This is a genomic window from Methylobacterium sp. HJ2 (assembly GCF_056431005.1).
The window spans coordinates 30,961-54,394 of the sequence record NZ_JBWJYM010000005.1 but is presented as its reverse complement, the minus strand read 5'-3'; the positions used below and the strand labels follow the sequence as shown (position 1 = coordinate 54,394).

36 protein-coding genes are annotated in these 23,434 nt (G+C 74.3%); 22 read left to right on the top strand and 14 right to left on the bottom strand.

The window, feature by feature from the left end:
- Nucleotides 1-15 precede the first annotated feature (15 nt).
- The 3 genes from ACS5RC_RS13730 to ACS5RC_RS13720 all read left to right on the top strand — a co-directional run bounded on the left by ACS5RC_RS13730 (nt 16) and on the right by ACS5RC_RS13720 (nt 2,387).
- The gene (locus ACS5RC_RS13730) at nt 16-477 is read left to right on the top strand and encodes a tRNA (cytidine(34)-2'-O)-methyltransferase (RefSeq protein WP_478344432.1); all 462 of its coding nucleotides are present in this window, start codon (nt 16-18) and stop codon (nt 475-477) included.
- 144 nt (nt 478-621) lie between these two features.
- Nucleotides 622-861 carry a hypothetical protein gene (locus ACS5RC_RS13725; protein ID WP_478344431.1) on the top strand — a complete coding sequence of 80 codons (240 nt, stop codon included), beginning with the start codon at nt 622-624 and terminating at the stop codon, nt 859-861.
- Nucleotides 862-956: 95 nt separating this feature from the next.
- A complete protein-coding gene (locus tag ACS5RC_RS13720) occupies nt 957-2,387 on the top strand; it encodes a protein adenylyltransferase SelO family protein (protein WP_478344430.1) in 1,431 nt (476 codons plus the stop codon).
- Nucleotides 2,388-2,391: 4 nt separating this feature from the next.
- Here the strand turns inward: ACS5RC_RS13720 and ACS5RC_RS13715 are convergent, their stop codons facing one another.
- Nucleotides 2,392-2,574 (bottom strand): hypothetical protein, encoded by a 183-nt coding sequence (locus ACS5RC_RS13715; protein ID WP_478344429.1) that lies wholly within the window; start codon nt 2,572-2,574, stop codon nt 2,392-2,394.
- Between the two features lie 71 nt (nt 2,575-2,645).
- On the opposite strand from ACS5RC_RS13715, the gene ACS5RC_RS13710 reads away from it, so the two are divergent.
- From ACS5RC_RS13710 to ACS5RC_RS13685, 6 genes are all read left to right on the top strand, one after another.
- Nucleotides 2,646-2,891, top strand: a complete 246-nt coding sequence (locus ACS5RC_RS13710; RefSeq protein ID WP_478344428.1) for a hypothetical protein — start codon at nt 2,646-2,648, stop codon at nt 2,889-2,891.
- Nucleotides 2,891-3,715, top strand: a complete 825-nt coding sequence (locus ACS5RC_RS13705; RefSeq protein WP_478344427.1) for an alpha/beta hydrolase — start codon at nt 2,891-2,893, stop codon at nt 3,713-3,715. Before ACS5RC_RS13710 ends, ACS5RC_RS13705 begins: the two co-directional genes overlap by 1 nt.
- An 84-nt stretch (nt 3,716-3,799) precedes the next feature.
- Nucleotides 3,800-4,165 (top strand): hypothetical protein, encoded by a 366-nt coding sequence (locus ACS5RC_RS13700; RefSeq protein WP_478344739.1) that lies wholly within the window; start codon nt 3,800-3,802, stop codon nt 4,163-4,165.
- Between the two features lie 99 nt (nt 4,166-4,264).
- On the top strand, nt 4,265-4,708 hold the full coding sequence (locus ACS5RC_RS13695) for a DMT family transporter (RefSeq protein ID WP_478344426.1): 444 nt from the start codon (nt 4,265-4,267) through the stop codon (nt 4,706-4,708).
- Between the two features lie 101 nt (nt 4,709-4,809).
- Complete coding sequence (locus ACS5RC_RS13690; protein WP_478344425.1) at nt 4,810-5,079, top strand: hypothetical protein; 270 nt, start codon at nt 4,810-4,812, stop codon at nt 5,077-5,079.
- 51 nt (nt 5,080-5,130) lie between these two features.
- Nucleotides 5,131-5,337 carry a hotdog family protein gene (locus ACS5RC_RS13685; RefSeq protein ID WP_478344424.1) on the top strand — a complete coding sequence of 69 codons (207 nt, stop codon included), beginning with the start codon at nt 5,131-5,133 and terminating at the stop codon, nt 5,335-5,337.
- A 24-nt stretch (nt 5,338-5,361) separates the two neighbouring features.
- Here the strand turns inward: ACS5RC_RS13685 and ACS5RC_RS13680 are convergent, their stop codons facing one another.
- From ACS5RC_RS13680 to ACS5RC_RS13650, 7 genes are all read right to left on the bottom strand, one after another.
- A complete protein-coding gene (locus tag ACS5RC_RS13680; protein ID WP_478344423.1) occupies nt 5,362-5,553 on the bottom strand; it encodes a hypothetical protein in 192 nt (63 codons plus the stop codon).
- Between the two features lie 78 nt (nt 5,554-5,631).
- Complete coding sequence (locus ACS5RC_RS13675; protein WP_478344738.1) at nt 5,632-5,991, bottom strand: acyl-CoA thioesterase; 360 nt, start codon at nt 5,989-5,991, stop codon at nt 5,632-5,634.
- A 152-nt stretch (nt 5,992-6,143) separates the two neighbouring features.
- Nucleotides 6,144-6,278, bottom strand: a complete 135-nt coding sequence (locus ACS5RC_RS13670; RefSeq protein WP_478344422.1) for a hypothetical protein — start codon at nt 6,276-6,278, stop codon at nt 6,144-6,146.
- 213 nt (nt 6,279-6,491) lie between these two features.
- Nucleotides 6,492-6,776 (bottom strand): hypothetical protein, encoded by a 285-nt coding sequence (locus ACS5RC_RS13665; RefSeq protein WP_478344421.1) that lies wholly within the window; start codon nt 6,774-6,776, stop codon nt 6,492-6,494.
- A 180-nt stretch (nt 6,777-6,956) separates the two neighbouring features.
- Nucleotides 6,957-7,142, bottom strand: coding sequence for a YegP family protein (locus ACS5RC_RS13660; protein WP_478344420.1), 186 nt, complete (start codon nt 7,140-7,142; stop codon nt 6,957-6,959).
- Nucleotides 7,143-7,273: 131 nt separating this feature from the next.
- Entirely contained in the window at nt 7,274-8,809 is a 1,536-nt protein-coding gene (locus ACS5RC_RS13655) for a DEAD/DEAH box helicase (RefSeq protein WP_478344419.1), read from the bottom strand.
- A gap of 275 nt (nt 8,810-9,084) precedes the next feature.
- Nucleotides 9,085-9,441, bottom strand: coding sequence for a hypothetical protein (locus ACS5RC_RS13650; protein WP_478344418.1), 357 nt, complete (start codon nt 9,439-9,441; stop codon nt 9,085-9,087).
- A gap of 207 nt (nt 9,442-9,648) precedes the next feature.
- On the opposite strand from ACS5RC_RS13650, the gene ACS5RC_RS13645 reads away from it, so the two are divergent.
- From ACS5RC_RS13645 to ACS5RC_RS13630, 4 genes are read left to right on the top strand one after another with little or no spacing between them, the layout of a single operon-like run.
- Nucleotides 9,649-10,782, top strand: coding sequence for an acyl-CoA dehydrogenase family protein (locus ACS5RC_RS13645; protein WP_478344417.1), 1,134 nt, complete (start codon nt 9,649-9,651; stop codon nt 10,780-10,782).
- On the top strand, nt 10,779-11,396 hold the full coding sequence (locus tag ACS5RC_RS13640) for an SAM-dependent methyltransferase (protein WP_478344416.1): 618 nt from the start codon (nt 10,779-10,781) through the stop codon (nt 11,394-11,396). The genes ACS5RC_RS13645 and ACS5RC_RS13640 overlap by 4 nt, the downstream gene beginning before the upstream one ends.
- The gene (locus tag ACS5RC_RS13635; RefSeq protein WP_478344415.1) at nt 11,389-12,096 is read left to right on the top strand and encodes a cytochrome b/b6 domain-containing protein; all 708 of its coding nucleotides are present in this window, start codon (nt 11,389-11,391) and stop codon (nt 12,094-12,096) included. The genes ACS5RC_RS13640 and ACS5RC_RS13635 overlap by 8 nt, the downstream gene beginning before the upstream one ends.
- Nucleotides 12,093-12,845 (top strand): molybdopterin-dependent oxidoreductase, encoded by a 753-nt coding sequence (locus ACS5RC_RS13630; protein WP_478344414.1) that lies wholly within the window; start codon nt 12,093-12,095, stop codon nt 12,843-12,845. Before ACS5RC_RS13635 ends, ACS5RC_RS13630 begins: the two co-directional genes overlap by 4 nt.
- A gap of 120 nt (nt 12,846-12,965) precedes the next feature.
- Here the strand turns inward: ACS5RC_RS13630 and ACS5RC_RS13625 are convergent, their stop codons facing one another.
- Nucleotides 12,966-13,166: a hypothetical protein gene (locus tag ACS5RC_RS13625; RefSeq protein ID WP_478344413.1), complete on the bottom strand. Its 201-nt coding sequence runs from the start codon at nt 13,164-13,166 to the stop codon at nt 12,966-12,968.
- Nucleotides 13,167-13,456: 290 nt separating this feature from the next.
- Here ACS5RC_RS13625 and ACS5RC_RS13620 point away from each other — a divergent pair, with 290 nt between their 5' ends.
- The 4 genes from ACS5RC_RS13620 (at nt 13,457) to ACS5RC_RS13605 (ending at nt 15,930) form a co-directional block, all read left to right on the top strand.
- The gene (locus ACS5RC_RS13620) at nt 13,457-14,545 is read left to right on the top strand and encodes an alpha/beta hydrolase (RefSeq protein ID WP_478344737.1); all 1,089 of its coding nucleotides are present in this window, start codon (nt 13,457-13,459) and stop codon (nt 14,543-14,545) included.
- Between the two features lie 268 nt (nt 14,546-14,813).
- Nucleotides 14,814-15,377 carry an SRPBCC family protein gene (locus ACS5RC_RS13615; protein ID WP_478344412.1) on the top strand — a complete coding sequence of 188 codons (564 nt, stop codon included), beginning with the start codon at nt 14,814-14,816 and terminating at the stop codon, nt 15,375-15,377.
- 47 nt (nt 15,378-15,424) lie between these two features.
- Nucleotides 15,425-15,718 carry a hypothetical protein gene (locus ACS5RC_RS13610; RefSeq protein ID WP_478344411.1) on the top strand — a complete coding sequence of 98 codons (294 nt, stop codon included), beginning with the start codon at nt 15,425-15,427 and terminating at the stop codon, nt 15,716-15,718.
- An 11-nt stretch (nt 15,719-15,729) separates the two neighbouring features.
- The gene (locus ACS5RC_RS13605) at nt 15,730-15,930 is read left to right on the top strand and encodes a hypothetical protein (RefSeq protein ID WP_478344410.1); all 201 of its coding nucleotides are present in this window, start codon (nt 15,730-15,732) and stop codon (nt 15,928-15,930) included.
- Nucleotides 15,931-15,934: 4 nt separating this feature from the next.
- On the opposite strand, the gene ACS5RC_RS13600 is transcribed toward ACS5RC_RS13605, so the two are convergent.
- Nucleotides 15,935-16,396, bottom strand: coding sequence for a hypothetical protein (locus tag ACS5RC_RS13600; protein WP_478344409.1), 462 nt, complete (start codon nt 16,394-16,396; stop codon nt 15,935-15,937).
- Nucleotides 16,397-16,723: 327 nt separating this feature from the next.
- Entirely contained in the window at nt 16,724-17,149 is a 426-nt protein-coding gene (locus tag ACS5RC_RS13595; protein ID WP_478344408.1) for a response regulator, read from the bottom strand.
- 275 nt (nt 17,150-17,424) lie between these two features.
- On the opposite strand from ACS5RC_RS13595, the gene ACS5RC_RS13590 reads away from it, so the two are divergent.
- From ACS5RC_RS13590 to ACS5RC_RS13570, 5 genes are all read left to right on the top strand, one after another.
- A complete protein-coding gene (locus tag ACS5RC_RS13590) occupies nt 17,425-17,931 on the top strand; it encodes a Ros/MucR family transcriptional regulator (RefSeq protein WP_478344407.1) in 507 nt (168 codons plus the stop codon).
- 210 nt (nt 17,932-18,141) lie between these two features.
- Nucleotides 18,142-18,543: a hypothetical protein gene (locus tag ACS5RC_RS13585; RefSeq protein ID WP_478344406.1), complete on the top strand. Its 402-nt coding sequence runs from the start codon at nt 18,142-18,144 to the stop codon at nt 18,541-18,543.
- A 69-nt stretch (nt 18,544-18,612) separates the two neighbouring features.
- Nucleotides 18,613-19,563: a LysR family transcriptional regulator gene (locus ACS5RC_RS13580; protein WP_478344405.1), complete on the top strand. Its 951-nt coding sequence runs from the start codon at nt 18,613-18,615 to the stop codon at nt 19,561-19,563.
- Between the two features lie 145 nt (nt 19,564-19,708).
- Complete coding sequence (locus tag ACS5RC_RS13575; protein ID WP_478344404.1) at nt 19,709-19,924, top strand: hypothetical protein; 216 nt, start codon at nt 19,709-19,711, stop codon at nt 19,922-19,924.
- A 25-nt stretch (nt 19,925-19,949) separates the two neighbouring features.
- Entirely contained in the window at nt 19,950-21,290 is a 1,341-nt protein-coding gene (locus tag ACS5RC_RS13570; RefSeq protein WP_478344403.1) for an NRAMP family divalent metal transporter, read from the top strand.
- Nucleotides 21,291-21,371: 81 nt separating this feature from the next.
- Here ACS5RC_RS13570 and ACS5RC_RS13565 read toward each other — a convergent pair whose 3' ends face one another.
- The 3 genes from ACS5RC_RS13565 to ACS5RC_RS13555 all read right to left on the bottom strand — a co-directional run bounded on the left by ACS5RC_RS13565 (nt 21,372) and on the right by ACS5RC_RS13555 (nt 23,428).
- Nucleotides 21,372-22,457 (bottom strand): PAS domain-containing protein, encoded by a 1,086-nt coding sequence (locus ACS5RC_RS13565; protein ID WP_478344402.1) that lies wholly within the window; start codon nt 22,455-22,457, stop codon nt 21,372-21,374.
- 283 nt (nt 22,458-22,740) lie between these two features.
- Nucleotides 22,741-22,953, bottom strand: coding sequence for a hypothetical protein (locus ACS5RC_RS13560; RefSeq protein ID WP_478344401.1), 213 nt, complete (start codon nt 22,951-22,953; stop codon nt 22,741-22,743).
- Nucleotides 22,954-23,149: 196 nt separating this feature from the next.
- Nucleotides 23,150-23,428 (bottom strand): hypothetical protein, encoded by a 279-nt coding sequence (locus tag ACS5RC_RS13555; protein WP_478344400.1) that lies wholly within the window; start codon nt 23,426-23,428, stop codon nt 23,150-23,152.
- Nucleotides 23,429-23,434 lie beyond the last annotated feature (6 nt).

Below are 23,434 nucleotides of genomic sequence, written 5' to 3'. Positions count from 1 at the left end.
CTGCCCTGCATCCCCATGCTCCGCCTCGCCCTCTACCAGCCGGACATCCCCCAGAACGCCGGCACGCTGCTGCGCATGGCGGCCTGCCTCGGGCTCGCCGTCGAGATCGTCGAGCCTGCGGGCTTCGACGTCTCGGACCGGCACCTGCGCCGCTCGGGCCTCGACTATCTCGACCACGTCGCGATCACCCGGCACCGCTCCTGGGCCGCGTTCGAGGCCTGGCGCCGCGCGGCCAGCATCCGCCTCGTGCTCGCCACCACCGCGGGCGCCCTGCCCTACGCGGATTTCGCCTTCCGGGACGGCGACTGCGTGCTGATGGGCCGGGAATCGGCCGGCGTCCCCGAGGGCGTGCACGCCGCCGCCGACGCGCGGATCGTGGTGCCGATCCGTCCGGGGCTGCGCTCCCTCAACGTCGCGGTCTGCGCCGCGATGGTGATGGGCGAGGCCCTGCGGCAGACCGGCGGGTTCCCGGGCTGAGATTGGTCGCGGCGCCGGCCCGCCCATCGCGGGACCGCCCCGCCCATCGCGGGACCGGCCGGCCGGTCTCCGGGCCACCGCCGCTTAACGATTGGCCGGCGAGAAAGGCCGTCCGTCGCGTTCTCCCAGCCCAAGGTCCCGGTCATGAAGATGCTCGCCGCCGTGCTCTCGTCCGCGCTGCTCGCCGGGCCGGCCCTGGCGCAGGCGACCGGCGACCAGCGCGCCGCCTGCACCCCCGACGTGATGCGCCTCTGCGCCGCCCAGATCCCGAATGTCGGGGCGATCAAGGGCTGCCTCCGCCGCGAGCGCCCGCGGCTGAGCCCCGGCTGCCGCGCCGTGATGGAGGCCGCCGAGCGGCCGGTGCGGACCGCCGGCCAGCCCTGACGGGGCGTTCGGCCGGGGCCGCGGAAACGTCTCGGCCGCAGGCGGGCTTATATGAGGGGTCGAGCCCGCAGACGGGCGCCTGTCCGGGATCCCGCGTGACCGACCTCTCCGCCTTCCGTCCCTCGACCTGCCACGCCGATCTCGGCCCGGACTTCTTCGACCCCGTCGCGGCGGCCCGCTTCCCCCAGACGATCCTGCGCTACCGCAACCAGGCCTGGGCGGAGCGCGTCGGCCTCGGCGGGCTCTCGGACGCGGCGTGGATCGCGCATTTCGGCCGGTTCGAGCCCCTGCCCGGCAGCTTTCCCGAGCCGCTCGCCCTGCGCTACCACGGCCACCAGTTCCGCTCGTACAACCCCGATCTCGGCGACGGGCGCGGCTTCCTGTTCGCGCAGATGCACGACCGCGCGGACGGGCGCCTGCTCGATCTCGGCACCAAGGGCAGCGGCACCACGCCGTGGTCGCGCACCGCCGACGGGCGTCTGACCCTGAAGGGGGGCGTGCGCGAGGTGCTCGCCACCGCGCTGCTCGAGGCCCAGGGCGTCTACACCTCGAAGAGCTTCAGCCTGATCGAGACCGGCGAGGCGCTGGAGCGCGGCGACGAGCCCTCCCCCACCCGCTCCTCGGTGCTGGTGCGGCTCTCCCACAGCCATATCCGCATCGGCAGCTTCCAGCGCTTCCTCGCCCATGACGAGCCGCACAACATCGCGCGCCTGCTCGACCACAGCATCCGCACCCACATGCCGGATCTCTGGCGGGACGACCCGGCCGAGCGGGCCGCGGCCTTCCTGGCGGCGGTGACCGCCCGGGTCGCCCGCATGGGCGCGCAATGGGCGGCGGCCGGCTTCGTGCACGGGGTGCTCAACACCGACAACATCAACATCACGGGCGAGAGCTTCGATTACGGACCCTGGCGCTTCCTGCCCGCCTTCGACCCGGATTTCACCGCGGCCTATTTCGACACGAGCGGCCTCTACAGCTTCGGCCGCCAGCCCGAGGCCCTGTTCTGGAACCTCTGCCGGCTCGCCGACTGCCTGCTGCCGCTCGCCCCGAAGGAGCGGCTGGAGCCGGCGCTCCAGGCCTTCGGGCCGGCCCTGCAGGACGCCTTCGCGGCGGCGCTGTTCGCCCGGCTCGGCCTCGCGCCGGCCGCCGAGGCCGAGACCAACCGCTTTGTTGCGGCCTTCTGGCGCTTCCTCGGCGACAGCCGCGCGCCGTTCGAGCGGGTGTTCTTCGACTGGTACGGCGGCCCGGCCTCGGCCGCCCGCGCCGCCGCGAGCCCGATCGCCGACGCCTACGCGGGCGCGGCCTTCGCGCCGGTGCGCGCGGCCCTCGACGCCCTCGCGCCCGCCCCGGGCGCCGCCCTCGACCACCCGTACTTCGCGGGGGAGCCCTGCACCCTGCTGGTCGACGAGGTCGAGGCGCTCTGGGCGCCGATCGCGGAGCGGGACGACTGGTCGGCCTTCGCGGGCAAGCTCGCGGCGATCGCCCGAATGGCCGACGCCTACGGCACCGCCCCGGCCCCCGCGTGAGGCGTCAGCGGGGCGCCTCGTCCGTCGCGTCGCGGCGGGCCGCCCGCGCCTCCTCCTCCTGCCGACGCCGCTCGGATTCGTAGCCGGCCGCGATGGTGAGATCGATCATGCGGCGGACCATGCGCAGGCCGAGCCAGAACAGGATCAGGCAGACGAGAACGACGAGGCCGGCCTTGAGCAGGTTCATGCCTCGCGCCTATCTGATGCGGCCCGCTCCGGAAACCCTTCCGGCGCCCTTGTGACGAACCGGCAGCCCCGTTGAGCGCACGCGAGACCTTCCACATCGAGATCCTGGGACCCGAGCCCGGACCGGATCCGGACCCTGTCCTCAGTCGCGTCTCCGTGCGCGTGCCCGATCTCGACGCGGCCGAGGAGCGGGCCCTGCGCCTGTTCGCCCGCGCCCGGGTGCCCCAGCGCAAGGGCGAGCCCGCCGAGGCCGTGCGGGTGATCGACGGGGCCGGCCGGGTGGTGTTCTTCCGCAGCCGCTTCGACGCGGGCGCCTGATGGCGCCCGGCCGACCCGCTTCGGGCCCCAGGATCGAGATCGTCGAGCGGCGTCCGCGCCGGCCCAACGGCCTCCCGCGGCTGCTCTTCGTCCACGGCATCTCGGTCGGCGCCTGGATCTGGGAGGAAACGTTCCTGCCCTACTTCGCCGAGGCGGGCTTCGCGGCCCATGCGCTGAGCCTGCGCGGCCACGGCGGCAGCGGCGGCCACGCGGATCTCGGCCGCTGGGGCCTGTCGGACTATGCCGAGGACGTGGCGGGGGCCGTCGCCCGCATCGGCGGCCCGGTCGTGGTGATCGGCCATTCGCTGGGCGGCGCCGTCGTCCAGAGCTGGATCCGCGCGGGCGGCCGGGCCGCCGGCATGGCTCTGCTGGCCTCGGTGCCGCCCTGGGGCCTCGCGCCCTCGGCCCTGCGCATGGGCCTGACCGAGCCGGACCTGTTCCGCGAGGTCCTGACCATGAGCACCCGCGGCGCCCGCTACGCCGACCCGGCGGTGATGCGCCGCGGCCTGTTCTCGCCCGACGTCTCCGAGGCGGCCTTCGCCCGCTTCCTGGCCCGCGTCGGCGCGGAATCGCCCCGGATCGGCCCCCAGCTTCAGGGCTGGCCGCCCTTCGCGCCCTTCCCCTGGCAGGCCCCGCCGCGCTTCGTCCTCGGCGGGGCCGACGACCGCTTCGTGCCCGCCGACGAGGTCTGGCGCACGGGCGCCTATTACGGCTGCCCCCCGGTCATCGTCCCGCGGCTCGCCCACACGCTGATGCTGGAGCCGCGCTGGGAGGCCGCGGCCGAGCCCCTGCGCGACTGGTTGCTGGCCCTGCCGCGGGCCTGAGGCGCGGGACACCGCGCGCCCGCGGGTGTTGTCCGTTCGTTCTTGCCGAGCTTGGCCCGAATCGGCGATACCCCTGCCATGCGGATGCCGGTGCTCAGCCTCCTTCTCGTGCTCGCGGTCGCCGGACCGGCCGGCGCCGGCTCGGTCGTGTCCGCGATCGATCCGGCCACCGCCGATCTCGACCGGCTGGAGCAGGCTTGGCACGGCTGCCTGCGCGAGGCCTACGCGCGCCAGCCCGCCGGCCAGAGCCGGGCGGGCGACGAGCGCAACGCCCTCGACGAGTGCCGGGAGCGCGAGGACGCCTACGTCGCCGCCGTGATGGCCGCCCAGGCGGCGGGAACGCCGGGCCCGCAGCGCTCGCTCACCGCGCGGGCGCGGAGCTGGGCCGCCTCGGTCGCCGCCTACGTGCTCGATCCCGTCACGGCCTGGCTCGGCATGCCGCGGCACTGACGCGCCTCCGGTCCGGGACCCGGGCGGGATACGGAGCGGGGATCCGGGTGTTGCGGACAGGGGACCCCCGGCCGGGGCGCTCCTGTCCGAGGATCCGCCATGTGGTATCTCTACGGCGTCGTGCTGCTCGCCGGGATCGCCAACGCGATCCAGCCCGGCCAGAACGGCGTGCTCGCCCGCAGCTTCGCGCAACCCCTGACCGCCGGACTGATCGTCGGCCTCGGCACGATCCTGACCGTGCTGGCGGTGGGCCTCGTCTCGGGCCGGCTCGCCCTGCCCAGCGCGGCGGAGGCCGCGAAGGTCCCCTGGTGGGCGTGGTGCGGCGGCGTGCTGGGCGGCGGCATCGTGATGACGCAGCTCCTCGTCGCCCGGCAGATCGGCGCGGCGCCCTTCGTCGGCCTGCTGGTGACGGCGGGCGTCGTCACCTCGATCGCCCTCGACCATTTCGGCTGGATCGGGTTCGAGACCCATCCCGCCAGCCTGTGGCGGATCGCCGGAGGCCTGCTGATGATCGGGGGCGTCGCCCTCGTCGCGGCCACCTGATCCGGCGCGGTCCGGGCGGCGCTCCGTCGCACCCGCGGCAACCTCTTGTGCACGCTGGGGTTGTCCATCCGACAGGCCGGACCCTTCAGACGAGAGATCCCATGACGAAACTCGCAGCCTTCGCCACCGCCGCGCTCCTCATCGCAGGACCGGCCCTCGCCCAGACCGGGACCGCGCCCGGCGCGCCCGGCTCGACCGGCACCGTGGTCCAGGGCCAGCCCAACACCACGGGCAACGACCGCGATGTGACGATCTCCCGCGGAGGCACGGGGGCCGAGACCGCGACCACCAACTCCGCGGCCGGGGGCAATGCGGGCCAGCCCGAGCGCGCCACGCCGCAGGGCAGCGCCAATGGCGGCGGCAGCCGCTGATGCCGGCCCCGTCCGCCCGGACGGACCGGGACGTGCGGAGCGGAGGCGTCCATGGCGCTTGAGCCCCGTCCGATCCCGGCCGTCGGCACCACCGGCGAGCCCGCCCCGACCGTGCGCGGCAGCGCCGCCGACAGCCCGCGTCACCGTGCGGGCCACGATGTCGACAGCGTCGATCAGGTCGGCAGCCCCATCCTGCTCGGACTCGCGGTGACGGGCGCCGCCGTGGCGCTTCTCCTCGTCCGCCTCGTCATCGGCTGACACGGAAGGCCGGATCGGCGGCGCTCAGGCGCCGCCGATCCCCGTCGTGACCTTGCCGGTGCCCCCGCATTCGGGGCAGGCCGCGGCCTCGATCCGGCCGCTTCCGCCGCAGCGGCGGCACAGGTTCTCGCCCGTGCCGGGCGTCCCGGGGGGCGCCTCGTCGCCGGGGGCCTGACCGCCGGGCTCGCCGGATTGTCCAGACTTCGCAGGCGGCATCGCTCGCTCCCGTCCGGCGGTCCGCGCCGGCCGCCTCGTCCGGGAAACCGCGCCTCGCGCCCGCCGTTCCTGCGCGCCTCAGGTTTGGGCGGCGGCCTCGTCGGCGCCGGCCGGGATGGCACGGGGCCGGCCCGCGTCGTCGATGGCCACGAAGGTGAAGGTGGCCTCCGTGACCTTCTCGCGGATCCGGGTCTGGAAGCGGCGGGCCCAGGCCTCGACCTCGATCTTCATCGAGGTGCGGCCGACGCGGCCGATCCGGGTATAGACGCAGAGCACGTCGCCGACCCGGACGGGACGGATGAAGGTCATCGCGTCGAGCGCCACCGTGACCACGCGCCCCTGCGCCCGGTCGACCCCGGCGATGCCGCCGGCCTGATCCATCTGCGAGAGCACCCAGCCGCCGAAGATGTCGCCGTTGGCGTTGGTGTCGGCGGGCATCGCGATGGTCCGGACCGTGAGATCACCCCTCGGCTGGTCCCCACCGGGCGGATCGCCGCCGGGCCGGTCGTCCACGGCCTCCTCTCCGCTGCCTCTCGTCTCCCGCATCGCCTCGTCCTCCGCCCGCACCCCGGTACCCGGCCGCGGGACCGTCAGGGCATCACGCCGCAGAGTTTCAGCAGGCCGGCCAGGATGACCGCGAAGGCGCAGACGAAGCACTCGAGCGGCACATGCTGCCACAGCGCCTCGCGCGGGGGATCGGCCTCGGCGGCCGCGACCTTGTTCATGGGCGTTCCTCCGGGGCGGGCGGTCTGGCGCCGTCCGTCCCCGCACGCAGTCTAGAGCCGAGCCCGAGCGGGTGGCAATCCGGACCCGGCCCGCGAGCCGGTGGCGGCGCCCGTTCTGTCTCAGGCCGGGCCTGCCGCCCGCCGCGCTCACGAAAAAGCCCCGCGTCTCGAGGAGACGCGGGGCTCGATCGAGCCGACCGATCCGGACTGGGATCAGTAGAAGAACCGGCGGCGATAGTACGGACGGCCGTAGAAGCGGCGCGGGCCGTAGAATCGGCGGCCGTAATAGGGCCGACGGTAGAAGTACGGCCGCGGGCGGTAGAACCGGCGGCGGTAATAGGGGCGGCCATAGTAGAACTGCGCCTTCTCGACGGCGGCGGGCGCCGCCTCGGTGGCGAGCGCGAGGCCCGGACCGATCGGGGCCGCCGAGGCCTGGTGCGGCGCAGCCGCCGCGAAGCCGAGCACCAGCAGGGCGGCCAGCAGGAGTTTCCTCAACACGTTCACAGCTCCTTCGTCAGGGAGTTTCGAGCAGGACGACGTCTCGACGCCCTCGAAACGCACGATCCGGGCAAAGCGTTCGGGGTTCGAATGCCGAGCCCCGGGGCGACAGGTCGAACGATCGCGTGAGCGTCCGGGGCGGCCGGCTCGTCCCGGCCGTCCGGCATCCGCGCGACCGCCTCAGGCGATCTTGGTGGTCATGTCGACGGTGGAGGCCGCAGCGCTCTGCTTCACGAGGGCGATGCCGTGCTCGCAATCCTCGCGGCGGGCATAGCCCTCCGCCGAATCCGCGACGACGTTGCCGTTCTGTACCCGCAGGCGCCAGCGCCACTGTCCCTGCGAATCCCGGTACAGCTCGAACCGCATAGTCCGCTTCCTCCCGTGGACACGCCGGGGAGATGGCGCGACGTGCGCCGACGGCTAGGGCCGCCCACGAAAAACGCCGCCCCGGAGAGCCGGGGCGGCGCGTGTTCGGTTAACGGTTTCGCGGGCGGCGCTCAGGCGCGGGGCGCGCGCTCGAGCCAGCCGATGGCCCGCCCCTCGGTGCCGTTGCCACCACCGCCGCCGCGCGAGCGGTTGCCCGGGCGGCCTTCCGGCGCGGCGTTCGGGCGGGCGTGGTTCGCGCGCTCGCCCTGCGGACGGGCCTGGGGCTGACCCTGGCGCTGGCCGTCGCCGCGGGCCTCCTGCGGGCGGCCCTGCTGGGGACGCCCCTGCTGGGGACGACCCTGGGAGGGCCGGGCCTGCGGCCCGCGACCCGGCTCGCCCGGACGGCCGCCGGCATGCGGACGGCCCTGCGCGGGGCGCTGCCCGTTGCGCTGGCCCGGCCGGCCCTGCGGCTGACGCGGGGGACGGCGCTCCTCGTCCGCGGCGATCTCGGCGGCTTCCTGCCGCGAGGGCGGGCTGAAGCCGTCGGGGAAGCCCACCACCGGCACCTTCTGGCGGGTCAGGCGCTCGATGTCGCGCAGGTAGGCGCGCTCCTCGTCGTTGCAGAACGAGATGGCGAGCCCGTCGGCCCCGGCGCGCGCGGTGCGGCCGATGCGGTGGACGTAGCTCTCGGGCACGTTCGGCAGGTCGAAATTGACGACGTGGCTGACGCCCTCGACGTCGATGCCGCGGGCGGCGATGTCGGTCGCCACCAGCACCCGGCAGGAGCCGTCGCGGAAGGCGGCGAGCGCCCGCTCGCGCTGGGGCTGGCTCTTGTTGCCGTGGATCGCCGAGCCGACGATGCCGGCCTTGTCGAGGCCGCGCACCACGCGGTCGGCGCCGTGCTTGGTCCGGGTGAAGACCAGCACGCGCTCGATCTTCGGGTCGCGCAGGATGTGGGCGAGCAGGGCCTGCTTGGCGCCCGTATGGGCGAAGATCACCTGCTGCTCGACGCGCTCGGCGGTGGTGGCGACGGGCGTCACCGCGACCTGGACCGGGTTGTCGAGATACTGCTCGGCGAGGCCCGCGATGTTCTTCGGCATGGTGGCCGAGAAGAACAGGCTCTGGCGCTTGGCGGGCAGCATCTTCACGATGCGCTTCAGGGCGTGGATGAAGCCGAGATCGAGCATCTGGTCGGCCTCGTCGAGGACGAGGATCTCGACGCCCTCCAGCGTCAGCGAGCGGCGGTCGACGAGATCGATCAGCCGGCCCGGGGTGGCGACGAGGATGTCGACGCCCGGCGCCAGCGCCCGCTCCTGGCGGCCGATGGTGACGCCGCCGAACACCACGGTGTTGGTGTAGCGCAGGTGGCGGCCGTAATCCGAGAAGCTCTCGGCGATCTGGTTGGCGAGCTCGCGCGTCGGCGAGAGCACCAGCACCCGGCAGCCGCGGCGCGGCGGCCGGCGGTCCGAGAGGCTGAGGCGGTGCAGGATCGGCAGCGCGAAGGCCGCGGTCTTGCCGGTGCCGGTCTGGGCGATGCCGCAGAGGTCGCGGCCCTCCATCGCCGGGCGGATCGCCTGGGCCTGGATCGGCGTGGGGGTGTGATAGCCGGCCTCATCGAGCGCACGCAGCACGGGCTGGGCGAGGCCGAAATCGGTAAATTGGGTCAAGTGGGAACTTCTCAAGGCAGCAGGACCGGTTCCGGCGCGGCTCGCGAGCGGCGCGGAGGGAACGGATGGTCCTCTAAGCAGGAGGGCTGCCCGCGTGATGGGGCGGCCCGGGTGCATGCACGAATGAAGAGGGGGGCCGGACTCTCCGAGCCGCCTTGCGGTCCCTCGAATCCGTCACGCAGCCCCCTCAAGCGACCCATCTGGCCGCTGACGCTGCAGGTGCGATATGCGCTCTCGCGCCTGCGAAGTCAATGGAATGCCGGGCCGGCGCGGGCCTACCAGCCGAAGCGGGCGATCTGGGCGAGGCGCTCCCGCGCCGCCGCCTCGTCGCGCCCGAGGAGCGCGATGCGCTGGCCGAGATCGTGGCAGGGCGCGCAGAAGCGGAGGGTGAGCAGCGGGATGCCGGCGTCGCGGGCGCGGTTCACCGAGGCGATCAGGCAGCCGATCACCGGCTCGGAGGCGGGCGTGCCGAGGCAATCGGCGCGTGGGCTGCCGAAGAGCGGGCGGTTCGGCAGGCTGAGCGACACCGTGGTGCCGCCCCGCCGGTCAGGGGCCGGCGGCAGGGTGTAGCTGCGCAGGAACAGGGCGCAGAACGCGAGGACCAGGGCGAGGGCGAGAAGGGCGGCGCGCATGCCCCGGTTATCCCCGCGCGGAACGCCGTCCGCAACGGACTGGGGCCCCCGCATCCGGCCGCGCGGATCGGTTGCCCGCGCGCCCCGCCTGCGCTCTAGCGCCGCGGGTGGTCTGCGCACGCGGCGAGGCGGTGTTACCCTCGTGTGGGCCGAGCCCGCTTCGCGCCCCGTCGCCCGAGCCTCCCAGACCAGCAGACTGAGCAGACCGTGCCGCCCAACGCCCACATCCGCGCCGCAGAGGACGCCGTCGCGGTCGATCGCGACGGGGCCGCCGCCCTCGACCGGCACGACGCCTTCCCGGAGGCGGCGATCGACCGGCTCCACCGCGCCGGCCTGCTGGCAGCCCCCCTCCCCGCCGACCTCGGCGGCGCGGGGCTGTGCGAGGCCGAGGCCGCGCCGGTGCTCCGCGCGGTGCTGACGGCGGTCGGCCGGGGCAGCCTGCCGGTCGGGCGGCTCTACGAGGGGCACGTCAACGCCCTCGCCCTGATGCTGCGCTACGCCGATCCGGAGACGCGCGCGCGTCTCGCCCGCGACGCCCGGGAGGGCCATCTCTTCGGGGTCTGGAACACCGAGCCCGCCGTCGGCGGCCTCGTGCTCGGCGCCGACGGTTTCCTCGACGGGATGAAGACCTTCGCCTCCGGTGCCGGCCGGGTCACCCGGCCGCTGGTGACGGCGCAGGGGCCCGAGGCCGGCGCGCGCATGCTGGTGGTGCCCCTCGATCCCGGCCGGCGCTCGGACCTGTCCGCGTGGCGCGCGCACGGCATGCGCGCCACGGCCACCGGCAGTGTCGATTTCGGCGGCCTGCACCTGCGGGACTGCCTGGGCGTGGGCGAGCCCGGCGACTACCAGCGCCAGCCCTTCTTCTTCGCCGGCGCGTGGCGCTTCCTCGCGGTGCAGCTCGGCGGCATCGAGGCCGTGGTGGAGGCCCACCGCGCCCATCTGGTGGCCACCGGCCGCGGCGGCGACCCGCACCAGCAGGCCCGCCTCGCCCGGGCCCTGGCCGCTGCCGAGACGAGCCGCCTCCTCGTCGACGCCGCCGCGATGCGGGCCGCCGCCGAGGCCGGGCCGGCCGCGGGCGTCGTCGCCTACGTCAACCTCGCGCGCGGCGTCGTCGAGCAGGCCGGGCTCGACGTGATCGCCCTCGCCCAGCGCTCCATCGGCCTCGCCGGCTTCCACCAGGACCACCCGCTGGAGGTCCGGATGCGCGACCTCGCCACCTACCTGCGCCAGCCCGCCCCCGACTACGCCTTGACGAGCGCGGCCGCGCACGCACTCTCCGCCGACACCCCCGTGCACGCCCTGTGGGGGATGCCCGGCCCCGCCGAGGGACGCGCCCGATGACCGATCGCCACGCCGCCTCCCTCCCGGCGCGCTACTTCCTCGACATCTACGCCGCCGACCCCGACCCCTGGCGCTTCGCCACGAGCGACTACGAGCGCGCCAAGTACGCCGCGACGCTCGCGGCCCTGCCGCGCCCCCGCTACGCCGCGGCGCTGGAGGTCGGCTGCTCCATCGGGGTCTTCACCCGGGCGCTCGCGCCGCGCTGCGACGCGCTCCTCGCCCTCGACGTGGTGCCCGCGGCGCTGGCCGCGGCGCGAGAGGCCTGCACCGGGCAGGACCACGTGCGCTTCGCCCTCGGTGCCGTGCCTGGGGCCTGGCCGCTGGGGCGCTTCGACCTGATCCTCTTCGGCGAGGTGCTCTACTTCCTCGACCGCGCCGATCTCGCCCGCCTCGTCGCCCGCGTCGGGGAGGCGCTCGAGCCCGGGGGCGACTGCGTCCTGGTGCACTGGCTCGGGCCTCAGGATTTCCCCCTCTCCGGCGACGAGGCGGCCGACGGCTTCATCGCGGGCGCCGCCGGCTTCGCCGACCTCGTGCGGCAGGAGCGGACGGACGGCTACCGCCTCGACGTCCTGCGCGCCCGGGCACCGGACGGGAGCGCCCGTTCCGATGGCTGAGGCGCCGCCGCGCCACCCCGTCTGGGTCCGGCTAGCCCACTGGATCGGCGCGGGCGCCGTCCTGGCGCTGATGGTGAGCGGGTTCGCGATCCTGCTCGCCCTGCCCCGCCTGTTCTGGGGCGAGACCGGGGCGAACGGCGCGCCGGCCTGGATCGTCCTGCCGCTCCCGGTCAACCTCGGGCAGACCGGCTGGGGCCGCAACCTCCACTTCCTCGCCGCCTGGATCTTCGTGCTGAACGGGGCGGCCTATCTCCTCCTCGCGCTCCTCGGCGGCCGGCTCCGGGCCCGCCTCTGGCCGAGCCGCGACGAACTCCGGCCGCGAAGCCTCGCGGGCGAGGTCCGGGCGCATCTGCGCCTGCGCGGCCCCGGCCCCGGGGGCTCGTACAACGCCCTGCAGAAGCTCGCCTATCTCGCGGTGCTGCTGGTGCTGGCGCCCCTGATGCTGCTCACCGGCCTGACGATGTCGCCCGGCGTCACCGCGGCCTGGCCGGAGCTGTTCTGGCTGTTCCAGGGCCGTCAATCGGCGCGCACGCTCCACTTCCTGGCCGCCGCCCTCGTCGGGCTCTTCTGCGCGGTCCATCTCTGGCAGGTGCTCGCCAACGGGCCGGTGACGCTGATGCGGGGCATGATTACCGGCCGGACCCGGCTCGAAACGCGGGCGGAGCCGCTCGCCCGGCCGCCGACGGAGAGGTCGTCATGAGGGGTCCCACGCGCCGCGGGCTGATCCTCGGCTCCTCCGCCCTCGGCCTCGGCGGACTCGCGGGCGGCTGCGACTGGCTGCCGGGCCTGGCCGGGGGGCCGCGCCGCGGCGGGCTCTACGGGCTGAGCGACACGCTGACGCTCGCCACCCAGCGCTTCCTGCTGCGCGACCAGCCGCTCGCCCGCGAATTTCCGCGCGACGCGGTCTCGGCCGTCTTTCCCACCATCAACACCACCGATCCGGACGATCCGGCCTATCGCCGCTCGAAGGCGCAGGGCTTCGCCGACTGGCGCCTGCCCGTCGGCGGCCTCGTCGCCGAGCCGGCCGCGTTCTCCCTCGCCGAGCTGAAGGCCATGCCGGCCCGCACGCAGGTGACGCTGCACAGCTGCGAGCAGGGCTGGTCGGCGATCGGGGCCTGGACCGGGGTGCCGCTCGCCCATGTCCTCGCCCGGGTCGGGTTGAGGCCCGAGGCCCGCTTCGTGGTGATCCGCACGGTCGACGGCTGGTGGGACAGCTACGACCTGTTCGACGCGCTCCACCCCCAGACGATCCTCGCCTACGGCATGAACGACGGGGATCTGCCCGTCGCGCACGGCGCGCCGGTCCGCCTGCGGGTCGAGCGGCAGCTCGGCTACAAATCGCTGAAGTACATCGCCCGCATCGAGGCGACCGACCGGGTCGACGGCCTCGGCCAGGGCCGCGGCAGCATGGTCTCGGAACTCGGGTTCTCCTGGTACGCCGGGATATGACCGGGCCGACGCGCCCGCCGCGCACGCGAAAGGGGCCGGCCTCGCGGCCGACCCCTTTCGACATTCCGGTAGCCCTTACCCCTGCACGCGACGATGCGGCGGGGGCCGTGGGCGAGGCCGTTACTCGGCGGCCGTCATCTCGGCGGTGTAGTGGCCGCACCAGTCGGACGAGGCGACCACCGGCCACAGGCCCTTGGACTGGGGCGCGGGCTGGGTCACCGGCGGGTTGAAGCGGCACAGGCCCTCCTCACCCGACGCCTGGGCGCCGTTCAGCTTGTGCTCGTCGAAGAACTTGCAGCTCTCGCAGTGGGCGTTCGCCATGACCGTAGCTCCTGTCTCGGGCGGCCGCCGCTCCGGGCGGGCCGCTTTCAGTTGCGAATTAGAACAAGTCCAATCTAGGAGTCAACGGGCTCCGCGCCCGCCGGTTCCGCAGGTCGGGGCGGTTTGACGGGGACCCGCGCGCCGTAAGGTCCGCGCGGCGCGGTCGGTGTCCCCGCCACCGTCCCGTGCCCTACCTCAGCCGGAGAGACGGGGCGCACGACCCCGCCGGAGGAACCGACCCGATGCCGAGTCCCGCACGCCTGCTCGAGGCCCTCGCCGCCGCTTGCCTGATGGGCGCGGCGCTGGCCGGCCCGGCCGCGGCGCAGCCCGCGCCGGCCGCCGCGGCGCCGGATCCCGGCTTCGCCGCTCTCGAAGCGACCCAGGGCGCGGCCAACGCCGCGCCGGGACCGCGCACCCTCCCGGCCCGCACGATTCCGCTGCCCGAGACCGTGAGCCCGGCCCTGCGCGCCCTCATCGCCGCGCCCTACCGGGCGCCGGCCTGGAACGCGAACCCAGAGAGCCCCGCCGCCTGGAAGGCCCTGGTCGACAGGCTCGCGTCCGCCGGGGCCGCGGCGCTGCCGGCGCTCCGCGACAAACTGGGCGTGACGAGCCAGCCCGCGGTGATCGGGGGCGTGAAGGCCTACATCGTCCAGCCGCGCGAGATCCCGGAGGCGAACCGCAACCGCCTGCTCGTGCACATCCACGGCGGCGGCTACGTCTACAACCCGGGCGAGGCCGGCACCCTGGAGGCGGTTCTGATGGCCGGGCTCGGCGGCTTCAAGGTGATCTCGGTCGATTACCGGATGCCGCCGGACGCGCCCTACCCGGCCGCGATGGACGACGCGATGGCGGTCTGGAAGGCGGCGCTCACCCTGCAGAAGCCCGAGAACCTCGGCGTGTTCGGCACCTCGACGGGCGGCGGCATGACCCTGGCCCTGGTGCTGCGGGCGCGCGCCGAGGGCGTCGCCCTGCCGGCCGCGATCGGGGCCGGCACGCCGTGGTCGGATCTCACGGAGACCGGCGACAGCTACCGGACCAACGAGTGGCTCGACAACGTGCTGGTCAGCTACCGGGGCTATATCAGCCACGCGGCCAAGCTCTACGCGGACGGCCGCGATCTCAAGGACCCGCAGCTCTCGCCGATCTACGGAGACTTCCACGGCTTCCCGCCCACGATCCTGATCTCGGGCACGCGCGACCTGTTCCTGTCGAATACCGTTCGAACGCACCGCAAATTGCGTCAGGCCGGCGTCGAGGCCTCGCTTCAGGTCTTCGAGGGCATGAGCCATGCGCAGTATCTGATGAGCGCCGACGCGCCCGAGGTGCGCGAGGTCTTCGGCGAGATGGCCGGCTTCTTCGACGCCCATCTGGGCCGCTAGGGGCGCCGGTCCGATCGGGTCGGCGTCGCGAGGCCTTGGTCGAGACCCGCGGTCTTTCGACGAACCGGCAACCGCGTCGTCGAAAGATTGCGGCCCGGAGCCGGTCCCGATCGCGCTGCGACAGGGGGAACCGCCTGCGCGCCCACGGCACGCCGCGATGGTTTCGATGCGCCGGCGCCCGCGAGAGCCGCGCCGGCCTGTCGCGGCAACCTCCGCCCGTCCGAGCGGTTGGCGCCATGAGACGCCGTGCGGGCGGACGGGAGAGACCATGAACGGGCGCGGTCCGGGATGTATCGCGGTCTTCCTCGTCGGCCTCCTCGCGGCCGGGTCCCCCGCCGCGGCGCTGGAGGTCGTGCGCAGCCGCGACGTCGCAGCGCCGCCCGCGGCGGTCTGGGCGCTGATCGGCGAGTTCTGCGCGATCGCGCGCTGGCATCCGCAGGTCGAGCGCTGCATCGCCTACGACCAGGATGCCGGACAGGGGGCCGATGGGCGGAAGGCCGAGGGGCGGAGCCGGGATGGCAGCGATCCGGACGACGATGGCGGCGCACCGGTGCGCGGCCTCGTGGTGAGCGGCGGCCTCGGCACCCTGGTGGAGGTCGAGACGGCCCGCGATGAGGCGCGCATGACCTACAGCTACGCCTTCGTCTCGGGGCCCCTGCCGGTCTCGGCCTACAACGCCACCATCCTGGTCCGGCCGAACGGCGCGGGCTCGACCGTGGTCTGGATGGCACGCTTCGACGCGTCCGGCATGAGCGACGACGCGGCGCGGGCGGACATCGAGGGCGTCTACGAGGCCGGTCTCGCGGGGATCGCCCGGGAGGCCGCGCGGTGAGCGGCGCGGCGACGCGGCGCCGGGGAAACGGGATCAGGGAGCGCAGGATGACGCGATTTCGAGGTTGGGCGGGAACCGGGGCGCGACCGGCCGGGCTCGTTCTGGCGCTCGCCGCCGCCGCGTGGGGCGGCCCGGCGCTGGCGCTGTCGGGCGGCTCCTACACGCCGCCCGCGGGCCAGGCCCCCGCGACGGCGCCCGGCGGAACCCAGGGACGGGCCGGACCGGGCAACGTGCGCGATGCGATCCGGAGCGGGCAGGCCGTCGGCGTGCCGCCGGGCTTCGCCGAGGAGCGGCCGACGCCGCGTCGCCGGCGGTCCGAGCGGCCGGGCCGGCCGGATTGAGGCGCGCCGAGATGCCCAGCGCGGATGATCCGACGCCCGTCGCGGTCGTGGTCGAGGCCTGTGCCGGCGAGCCCGGCCGGTTCCGCTGGCACCTGACCGACGCGGCCGGCACGCCGGTCCGCGCCGCGCCGGAGACCTACCCGTCCGCGAAGGCGGCGGCGAAGGCCGGGGCCGCGGCGCTGGCGCATTTCGGGGCCGCGGCCGGCGCGTAGCGGCTCAGGAATCCTCTCCCCCTTCCTCGGTCGGGGCGCCCGCCCCGCGGCTCTCGGCCCAGTTGCGGTCGCGCGCGGCCTGCGCCGCCCGCATCTCCGCCTGGGCGACCGTCTGCCGTGCGAGATCCTCGCGCAGCCGGGTCCGCTCGCGGGCGGCCCGGCGCTTGCGGTAGGCCCCGGTGGCCTCCTTCTGGGCCAGGATCTCCTCCACGCTGATCGGGTCCGTGCTGAGGGGCGGGGCCTGCCAGGGCGGGGGCCGGCGCGGCGGGGGCGAGGGTGCGGGGCGCACCTCGGAAAGGCGGCCCGCCTCCGACAGGCGGAGCGCCTCGCCGAGGCTGAGGCCGGCGGCGGCGGCGACGCGCTCCGCCGCCGCCGCGCCCGCCGCCCGCTCCCCCGCGGTGAGGCCGTGCTCCATCAGGGCCCGGCATTTGGCGAAGCGCGCGCGGTCGAGCTTGGCTGGCGGCATGGTCCGGGGTGTCTTGGTCCGAAGAGTCTTGGCTGCTGAGTGCCGCAGTGGAGGCCGGTTCGGCGAGGGAAGAGCCGTCGCCTCAAGGGTCTGGAACCGGTCCCTCTCGCAACGCCACGCTACACGACGGCGCGGACCGAGACCTCCCTTTTCCACGCGGCCCCGCATCCCGGAGCGCCGCGGCCAGGGGAACCTCGGAACGCGGGTGCGGCTGGGACCCGCGCCGCGGATAGAGCCGTCGTGGACCGTGGCGCTGAGCCAGGGCATGGGGCTCGGGCGCCCCGTCGTCCGGGGCCGATCGGATGCCAGACCCGAACCGGCTCGGGATCAGGGCGCTTCCGGAGCGTCGAGCCCGAGCGTGCCGGCGGCTCGGGCGGTCGCGAGGTCGCGCACGGCACCCGCCAGGGTCTCGGGGTCGAAGGGCTTGGGCAGGAAGCGCGCGCCCGCCGGCATCGTGTCCGGATCCGGCTGGATCATGCCGGAGACGAGCAGCAGCGACACCTCCGGCCAGCGCGCGGCGACGGCCTTGGCCAGGGTCAGCCCGGTCAGCGGCTCGTCCGCGAGATCGATGTCGGCCACCAGCACGTCGATGGATCGCTCGGCGTCGAGGGCCTCGAAGGCCGCCGCGACGGTTCCGGCCTCCGTCACCCGGCAGCCCGCCTCGCGCAGCGCGCTCGCCGCCGCCATCCGCTGCAGCGGCGCATCCTCGACGAGGAGCACGTCGAGCGCCTCCTGCCTGGGGCTCTCCGTCATGATCGTCCCTCCGGCCGCGGCCGATTCCGATACGGCGCCTGACATCAACGTCGCGGACGTCCGAACCGTCCCATTCGTCGAACATCCGCAGCTGGTCCGTTGATCCAGGCGCAGTAGGACGGACGCAACCTGAGGGAAGAAACAGCCGACCCGAAGCTCACGAAGAACAGAGTCAGCCAAAAAGACTGTGCTCAAACCGCGCGTAAGCGACAGATTAAACTTGACGGCGCAATGTCGCGTGCGCGTTGTAGCTCTGCTACGTTCAGGAGTGGAAAATGGAAGACGGTAACCCAGTGGAAGCGCCCGATCACATCGATTTGACCGTCGATATCGTGACGGCCTACGTTTCCAACAACCATGTCCAGGCCGGCGATCTGCCAGCTCTGATCAGTGGTATTCACGCGGCTCTGGGTGGCCTCAACAAGCCGGCCGAGACGGCCGAGGCCGCGCCGGAGAAGCCCACCGCCGCGCAGATCAAGAAGTCGGTCACGCCCGATGCGCTGATCTCGTTCGTCGACGGCAAGCCCTACAAGACGCTGAAGCGGCACCTGACCAAGCATGGGCTCGATCTCCCCGCCTATCGCGAGCGCTACGGCCTGCCGACCGACTACCCGTCGACGGCGCCGAACTACTCGGCGGCCCGCTCGCAGCTCGCCAAGGGCCTCGGCCTCGGACGCAAGAGCGTGGCCGCACCGGCGCCCGAGCCGGCGGTCGAGGCGGAGCCCGTCGCCGCCGCTCCGAAGCGCCGCGGGCGCAAGAAGGCCGGCGCCGAGGCCGCCTGAGGCGGCGTCCCGGGTCGACGGCCGTCCGGTGCCGCGGTCGCCGCGGACCCGTCGCCGCGATCTCTCGCCGCCCCCGGGCGCCGAGGCGGAGCGGGGCCAGGGCTCGCCGAGGCGATCTCCGGCGAGGGCCCCGTCGGCCGGGTGTCCGGAACGGCTCGGGCCGGGGCGCTGTTGGTGGGGACGACGTGTCTCCCATCACCGGATGCTCCCATGACCCGCCCGCTCCCCACGCCGCGGACCGCCCGCCCCGGCCTCCGCCCGGTCCGCCGGTCCGTCCTGCGCCCTGCCGCGCTCCTCGCGGCCCTGGCGGTCGGATCGGCCTGGGCCGGTCCCGCCGCGGCCCAGACGAAGCCCGGCGAGATCAAGGGCATCGACGCGATGGGCGACAAGTCCCGCAGCTTCAACGACGGCTGGAGCCAGGCGCCGGTGCCGCGCGAGGAATCCGCCGCCAAGGACGCGCCCAATCCCGGCGGCCACTCGACTGCCGAGAACCGTGACCGCCCCGTCGAGCCGGCCAACCCCACCGGGACCGCCGCGACGGAGCCGCAGGCGCCGATGGACCACCGCACGCCCTCGCCCTCCGGCCAGAGTCCCGCCGTCCCCTCGAAATAGGCCCGCGCGGCGCGCCGCCGATCCGGCATCCCGGTTCCCCGGGAGCGCCGGCCCTGCTACCGCGGGGGCATGGTTGCGCGCTCGGAAACCTTCGGCGGCCGTCTCTCGGACGTGCGCGCCTTCTGCACCGTCGTCGATCTCGGCACGATCACCGCCGCGGCCGCGAGCCTGGGGGAATCGAAGGGCAGCGTCAGCCGGCGGATCTCGCGCCTGGAGACGGCGCTCGGCGCCACCCTGATGGCGCGCAATCCCCGTGCCGTCTCGCCGACGGCGGAGGGGCTCGCCTTCCACGCCAAGGCGCAGGAGAGCCTGAGCCTGCTCGACGAGGCCTCGGAGATCGCGCGCGACGCCCGCACGGTCCCGGCCGGGCACCTGCGCGTGACGACCTCGATCGATTTCGGGGTCGAGGTGATGCCCGAGATCGTCGCGAGCTTCCGGCAAGCCTATCCGCAGATCACCGTCGAGATGATCAACACCGACGCGCGGCTCGACCTCGCGGCCAACCGGATCGACCTCGCCCTCCGGCTCGGGGGCGCGACCGAGACGGATTACCGGGCGGTCCTGATCCTCGATCTCTGGATCGGCCTCTACGCCGCGCCGGCCTATCTCGCGCGCTGCCCGCCGCCGTCCGATCTCGCGGGCCTCGCCGCGCACGACGTCATCCTGGCCCGCGAGCGCCTCGGCATGGCCGCCCTGCCCCTGACCGACGGCCGGGGCGCCTCGGCGCAGCTGACCCCGAACCCCGCCATCCGGGCGAGCGATTTCGCCACGGTGCTGCGCCTGACGCTCGCGGGGGCGGGGATCGGGCACATCCCGAGTCTCGTGGCGGCCTGCGCCGTGGAGCGCCGGGAGCTCGTGCGCGTGCTGCAGCCCTGGGCGAGCCGGGGCGGCGCCCTGCGCGCGGTCAGCCTCGCGGGCCGCGAATTGCCGGCCCGGGTCCGCGTCTTCCGCGAGCATGTCCGGCAGGCCCTGACCCGGCGCTTCGCCATCGAGTCGGAGCAGGGCCCCGCGCAACCGTGATCCGCGGATCCGGTTCCTGCCGGTCGCCGCCGGTCCCGCGAGCCGCCCTCGCGGGCCGGTTCCCGGCGGATCCCTTGCGCTGGATCAAGGCCGCCCGCCGCGGCGGGTGCCAAGGCTGCCCCGGTCAGCGAGCCGGAGCCGAACCATGCACAAGTATCTGGTGAACTTCCGCAAGACCGTCTCGGACGATGCGGGCCACAGCCGTTCCGTCCTGCAGCGCCAGGCCGTCGTCTGCGCGCAGACCGAGGACTGCGCCGCCGAAACGGCCAAGCGGATGTTCTGCGAGGCGGCGGGCATCGTCGACTGGCGGCAGCGGGCAGATACCTGCGAGGTCGTCGATCTGGCCGGGGCGGCGGCGTGAGGCCGCTGCCCTGCGGGCGGGGCGCATGAGCGGGGCGGCCCCCGCCGTGCCGACCGCCGTCGCGGAGACGGATCCCGAGGCGCCGAGCCCCACCGTCGGCCCCTCGAAGCCGCGGCTCCTGGGGCTGCTCGGGCCGGGCCTGATCACCGGCGCTTCCGACGACGATCCGAGCGGCATCGCCACCTATGGGCAGGCCGGGGCACAGCTCGGCTACGGCCTGTGCTGGACCATGCTCTACTCCCTGCCCCTGATGGCGGCGGTGCAGATGGTCTCGGCCCGGATCGGGCGGACCACCGGCCACGGCATCGCGGGCGTGCTGCGCCGGCACTACCCGAACGGCCTGCTCCAGACCGTGGTGCTCCTGCTGCTGGCCGCCAACGTCCTGAACCTCGGCGCCGATCTCGGCGCGATGGCGGACGCCCTCGACCTGCTGCTGCCGGGGCCTCGGTGGCTCTACGTCGTCCTGTTCGCCGGCCTCTGCACGGTCATGCAGCTCGCCCTGCAATACGCCCGCTACGTCGCCGTCCTGAAATGGCTGACGCTGAGCCTGTTCGCCTATCTGGGCGTGGTGGTGTTCGCGCACGTCTCCTGGGCGGAGCTCGCGCTGGCGACGGCGCTGCCCCGCATCGATCCGGGCGGGCCGGCGCTCACGACCCTGGTGGCGTTGTTCGGGACGACGATCAGCCCGTACCTGTTCTTCTGGCAGGCGGCGGAGGAGGCCGAGGACCTGCACGCCTTCCCGCGCCGGCGTGACCTCCTGCACGCCCCCGAGCAGGGGCGGGCCGCGCTCGGCCGGATCGCGGCCGACACCGTCGTCGGGATGACGTTCTCGAACCTCGTGGCCCTCGCCATCATGGTCACCACCGCCGCCGTGCTGCATCCGCGCGGCGTCACCGACATCCAGACCTCGGCCCAGGCCGCCGAGGCGCTCCGCCCCCTCGCGGGTCCGCTCTCGGCCACCGTCTTCGCGCTCGGCATCATCGGCACCGGGCTGCTCGCGGTGCCGGTGCTCGCGGGCTCGGCGGCCTACGCGGTCGGCGAGGCGCGGCGCTGGCCCGTGGGGTTCGGCCGCCGCATGCTGGAGGCGCGCGCCTTCTACGCCACGGTGGCGCTCGCCACCGTGGTGGGCGCGATCATCAGCCTCGGGGCGGTCGACCCGATCCGGGCGCTGTACTGGAGCGCCGTCGTCAACGGCGTCATCGCGGTGCCGGTCATGGCGGTGATGATGATCGCCGCCGCGCGCGCCGACATCATGGGCGCCTTCGCGGTGCGCGGTCCGCTCCGGCTGCTCGGATGGGTGGCCACCGGCTGCATGCTGCTCGCCGTCCTCGCCATGCTCGGGACGATCGTGCTGGGCGCGGCCTAGAGCGCGTTCCGACGCCGCAAGGGCCGGTGCCGTCGAGGGAAGGCGCGTCCCGCCCGGGCCCCGGAGCCGGCGGCGGGCCGGTCAGGCCTCTCGCAGGCCCGGCTTCGCGTCCTTGTCGAAGGTGAACACGACGCCGGCCTGCTCCAGCACCCGGCGCACCGCCAGGAGCGTGTCCGGCCTCGGCCGGACGCCGGACCCGCCATCCTCCAGCCGCATGACGGTGGAGACCGAGACCGCGGCGCGGCGCGCCAGCTCGTCCTTGGACAGCCCGGTCATCCCCCGCGCGGCGCGGATCTGCGCGGGCGTGATCACCGGATCCGCGCCGCGCGCCGGCGCCGCTTCGGCCTCGTGCGCGCGCGGCGCGGCGTAGCGGTTGCGGCCCGGCACCGCGAGGCAGACGCCGACCCATTCGCGGATCGCGCCGTCGCGGTTGAGCACCGGGACCCCGCGCGAGTTGAACCAGCGGTAGATGCCGTCCGCGCACAGGACCCGGTAATCCGTATTGTAGGGCGCGAGGTGGCTGACCGCCGTCCGCCAGGCCGCCTCCGTCCGCTCGCGGTCCTCGGGATGGATGGCGTCGAGCCAGCCCAGGCCCTGCATGGCCGCGTGGCTCTGCCCGGTCAGGGATTGCCACAGGGGCATCTCCAGGGCTTCGCCGCCCGGGCTGACGATCCAGACGACCGCCGCCGTCGCCGTGATCAGGGCATTGTAGCGGTCGAAGCGCTGCTCGACCGAGCGCAGGCTGTCGTGGCGGGCGGTGACGTCGAACACCACGCCCATGCCCTGGTGGGGCTGTCCGTCCGGCCCCATCAGCACCTCCGCGCGGTGGTGGATCCACCGCTGCGTGCGGTCGGGACGGATGATGCGGAACTCGCGGTTGATGGGCTGGCCGGAGCGCAGCACCGCGATCTGGTCGCCATGGGTCGCCCGGTCCTCGGGGTGGATCATGTCGAGCCCGAAGGCGAAGGTGATCGGCTCGGACGGGTCGAGCCCCAGGATGCGGTAGAGCCCGACCGAGGCCTCCAGGGTGTCCCGCCGCAAATCCGCCGACCAGAAGCCGACCTCGCCCGTATCCTCGACCATCTTGAGGAAATGCCGGGAGGACGTGGCGCGCGTCGCGCCCTGGGCGCCGGCCGCTTGCGGGCGCATCAACGAACGTGTCGGCATCGCGGCGTCCCGGCTTCGGCGAGGAATGATGAAATATCAGCCACGATAGGCGTAGACGAATCCGAAATGCCAGGAAAGGCATCAGCACGCGGCGGCGGATGCGGCCGATGGACCACGCGAATCGCCCCGACGGGATCGCCGGCGGCTCGCCGGGGCCGCGCCGCATCCGCGCTCCTGGGCACGGACCGTCCGGCCGCGCGAACGCGGCCGGGCGGCGCGGAGATCCGGCCGCCGCGAGGTTCCGGCTCGGCGCAGCGCGTCCGGGACCACGCCGAGGCCTCGCTCACACCTGGATATCGACCACCCGCTTCTGGGAGGGCGCGACCGGCCGGCTCCCCGCGCGATCCTCGACGGCGGGATCGACGGCGCGAGAGATCTCCACCGTGGCCGTGTCGGCGCCTCGGGCCGGCGCCCGTGCGGCCTCGGCACGGGCCGATTGCACCAGGGCCGTCGCGCGCAGCAGGCCGACGACGTTCAGGGATACGGTGAGCGCCATGGCCAGGACCTCCCGGAGGCGATGGGAGCACGACATTCGTCATCAAAGGATTTCATGCATCGCACGGATTCGACGCATCCTCCGCGGACGCGCTCCCGGCCGAGCCCGGGGCGTCGTCCCGCGAACCGGTTGCCGGTTCCCTCGCCAGGCTGCCGCCGAGCCGGCTCCGAGTCGCCGACCGCCGGGGCCGCGCCGGCTACGGGATCCGATGGGCGAGCAGCAGGTGCTGGCCGGGGTCGGACCCGTGTGGGTTGAGGTGGCCGAGGCGCCCCGTCACGAGGGTGGCCATCAGGCCGATCATCATGGCCAGGACCAGCGTCACCGCGTTCGCGTGCCGCCGCGCGCGATGGATGACGATGCACCCGAGGGTGAACCCGGCGGCGATCACGACCGCGATCCAGATCTCCTGCGTCACCGACAGCCCCCGGGTCGCCGCGCCGATCGGAGCAGGCCCGATCCGTCGGGCGACGCTCACCTGGGG

Excerpts from the sequence above, each read along its gene's own strand:
- ACS5RC_RS13685 (WP_478344424.1), top strand. The coding sequence starts at position 5,131 with ATGGCGCTTGAGCCCCGTCCGATCCCGGCCGTCGGCACCACCGGCGAG.
- ACS5RC_RS13585 (WP_478344406.1), top strand. The coding sequence starts at position 18,142 with ATGACCCGCCCGCTCCCCACGCCGCGGACCGCCCGCCCCGGCCTCCGC.
- ACS5RC_RS13580 (WP_478344405.1), top strand. The coding sequence starts at position 18,613 with ATGGTTGCGCGCTCGGAAACCTTCGGCGGCCGTCTCTCGGACGTGCGC.
- ACS5RC_RS13615 (WP_478344412.1), top strand. The coding sequence starts at position 14,814 with ATGAACGGGCGCGGTCCGGGATGTATCGCGGTCTTCCTCGTCGGCCTC.
- ACS5RC_RS13620 (WP_478344737.1), top strand. The coding sequence starts at position 13,457 with ATGGGCGCGGCGCTGGCCGGCCCGGCCGCGGCGCAGCCCGCGCCGGCC.
- ACS5RC_RS13730 (WP_478344432.1), top strand. The coding sequence starts at position 16 with ATGCTCCGCCTCGCCCTCTACCAGCCGGACATCCCCCAGAACGCCGGC.
- ACS5RC_RS13705 (WP_478344427.1), top strand. The coding sequence starts at position 2,891 with ATGGCGCCCGGCCGACCCGCTTCGGGCCCCAGGATCGAGATCGTCGAG.
- ACS5RC_RS13715 (WP_478344429.1), bottom strand. The coding sequence starts at position 2,574 with ATGAACCTGCTCAAGGCCGGCCTCGTCGTTCTCGTCTGCCTGATCCTG.
- ACS5RC_RS13640 (WP_478344416.1), top strand. The coding sequence starts at position 10,779 with ATGACCGATCGCCACGCCGCCTCCCTCCCGGCGCGCTACTTCCTCGAC.
- ACS5RC_RS13675 (WP_478344738.1), bottom strand. The coding sequence starts at position 5,991 with ATGCCCGCCGACACCAACGCCAACGGCGACATCTTCGGCGGCTGGGTG.
- ACS5RC_RS13595 (WP_478344408.1), bottom strand. The coding sequence starts at position 17,149 with ATGACGGAGAGCCCCAGGCAGGAGGCGCTCGACGTGCTCCTCGTCGAG.
- ACS5RC_RS13660 (WP_478344420.1), bottom strand. The coding sequence starts at position 7,142 with ATGCGGTTCGAGCTGTACCGGGATTCGCAGGGACAGTGGCGCTGGCGC.
- ACS5RC_RS13625 (WP_478344413.1), bottom strand. The coding sequence starts at position 13,166 with ATGGCGAACGCCCACTGCGAGAGCTGCAAGTTCTTCGACGAGCACAAG.
- ACS5RC_RS13670 (WP_478344422.1), bottom strand. The coding sequence starts at position 6,278 with ATGAACAAGGTCGCGGCCGCCGAGGCCGATCCCCCGCGCGAGGCGCTG.
- ACS5RC_RS13725 (WP_478344431.1), top strand. The coding sequence starts at position 622 with ATGAAGATGCTCGCCGCCGTGCTCTCGTCCGCGCTGCTCGCCGGGCCG.
- ACS5RC_RS13695 (WP_478344426.1), top strand. The coding sequence starts at position 4,265 with ATGTGGTATCTCTACGGCGTCGTGCTGCTCGCCGGGATCGCCAACGCG.
- ACS5RC_RS13605 (WP_478344410.1), top strand. The coding sequence starts at position 15,730 with ATGCCCAGCGCGGATGATCCGACGCCCGTCGCGGTCGTGGTCGAGGCC.
- ACS5RC_RS13700 (WP_478344739.1), top strand. The coding sequence starts at position 3,800 with ATGCCGGTGCTCAGCCTCCTTCTCGTGCTCGCGGTCGCCGGACCGGCC.
- ACS5RC_RS13690 (WP_478344425.1), top strand. The coding sequence starts at position 4,810 with ATGACGAAACTCGCAGCCTTCGCCACCGCCGCGCTCCTCATCGCAGGA.
- ACS5RC_RS13570 (WP_478344403.1), top strand. The coding sequence starts at position 19,950 with ATGAGCGGGGCGGCCCCCGCCGTGCCGACCGCCGTCGCGGAGACGGAT.
- ACS5RC_RS13650 (WP_478344418.1), bottom strand. The coding sequence starts at position 9,441 with ATGCGCGCCGCCCTTCTCGCCCTCGCCCTGGTCCTCGCGTTCTGCGCC.
- ACS5RC_RS13600 (WP_478344409.1), bottom strand. The coding sequence starts at position 16,396 with ATGCCGCCAGCCAAGCTCGACCGCGCGCGCTTCGCCAAATGCCGGGCC.
- ACS5RC_RS13560 (WP_478344401.1), bottom strand. The coding sequence starts at position 22,953 with ATGGCGCTCACCGTATCCCTGAACGTCGTCGGCCTGCTGCGCGCGACG.
- ACS5RC_RS13590 (WP_478344407.1), top strand. The coding sequence starts at position 17,425 with ATGGAAGACGGTAACCCAGTGGAAGCGCCCGATCACATCGATTTGACC.
- ACS5RC_RS13630 (WP_478344414.1), top strand. The coding sequence starts at position 12,093 with ATGAGGGGTCCCACGCGCCGCGGGCTGATCCTCGGCTCCTCCGCCCTC.
- ACS5RC_RS13575 (WP_478344404.1), top strand. The coding sequence starts at position 19,709 with ATGCACAAGTATCTGGTGAACTTCCGCAAGACCGTCTCGGACGATGCG.
- ACS5RC_RS13635 (WP_478344415.1), top strand. The coding sequence starts at position 11,389 with ATGGCTGAGGCGCCGCCGCGCCACCCCGTCTGGGTCCGGCTAGCCCAC.
- ACS5RC_RS13565 (WP_478344402.1), bottom strand. The coding sequence starts at position 22,457 with ATGCCGACACGTTCGTTGATGCGCCCGCAAGCGGCCGGCGCCCAGGGC.
- ACS5RC_RS13610 (WP_478344411.1), top strand. The coding sequence starts at position 15,425 with ATGACGCGATTTCGAGGTTGGGCGGGAACCGGGGCGCGACCGGCCGGG.
- ACS5RC_RS13680 (WP_478344423.1), bottom strand. The coding sequence starts at position 5,553 with ATGCCGCCTGCGAAGTCTGGACAATCCGGCGAGCCCGGCGGTCAGGCC.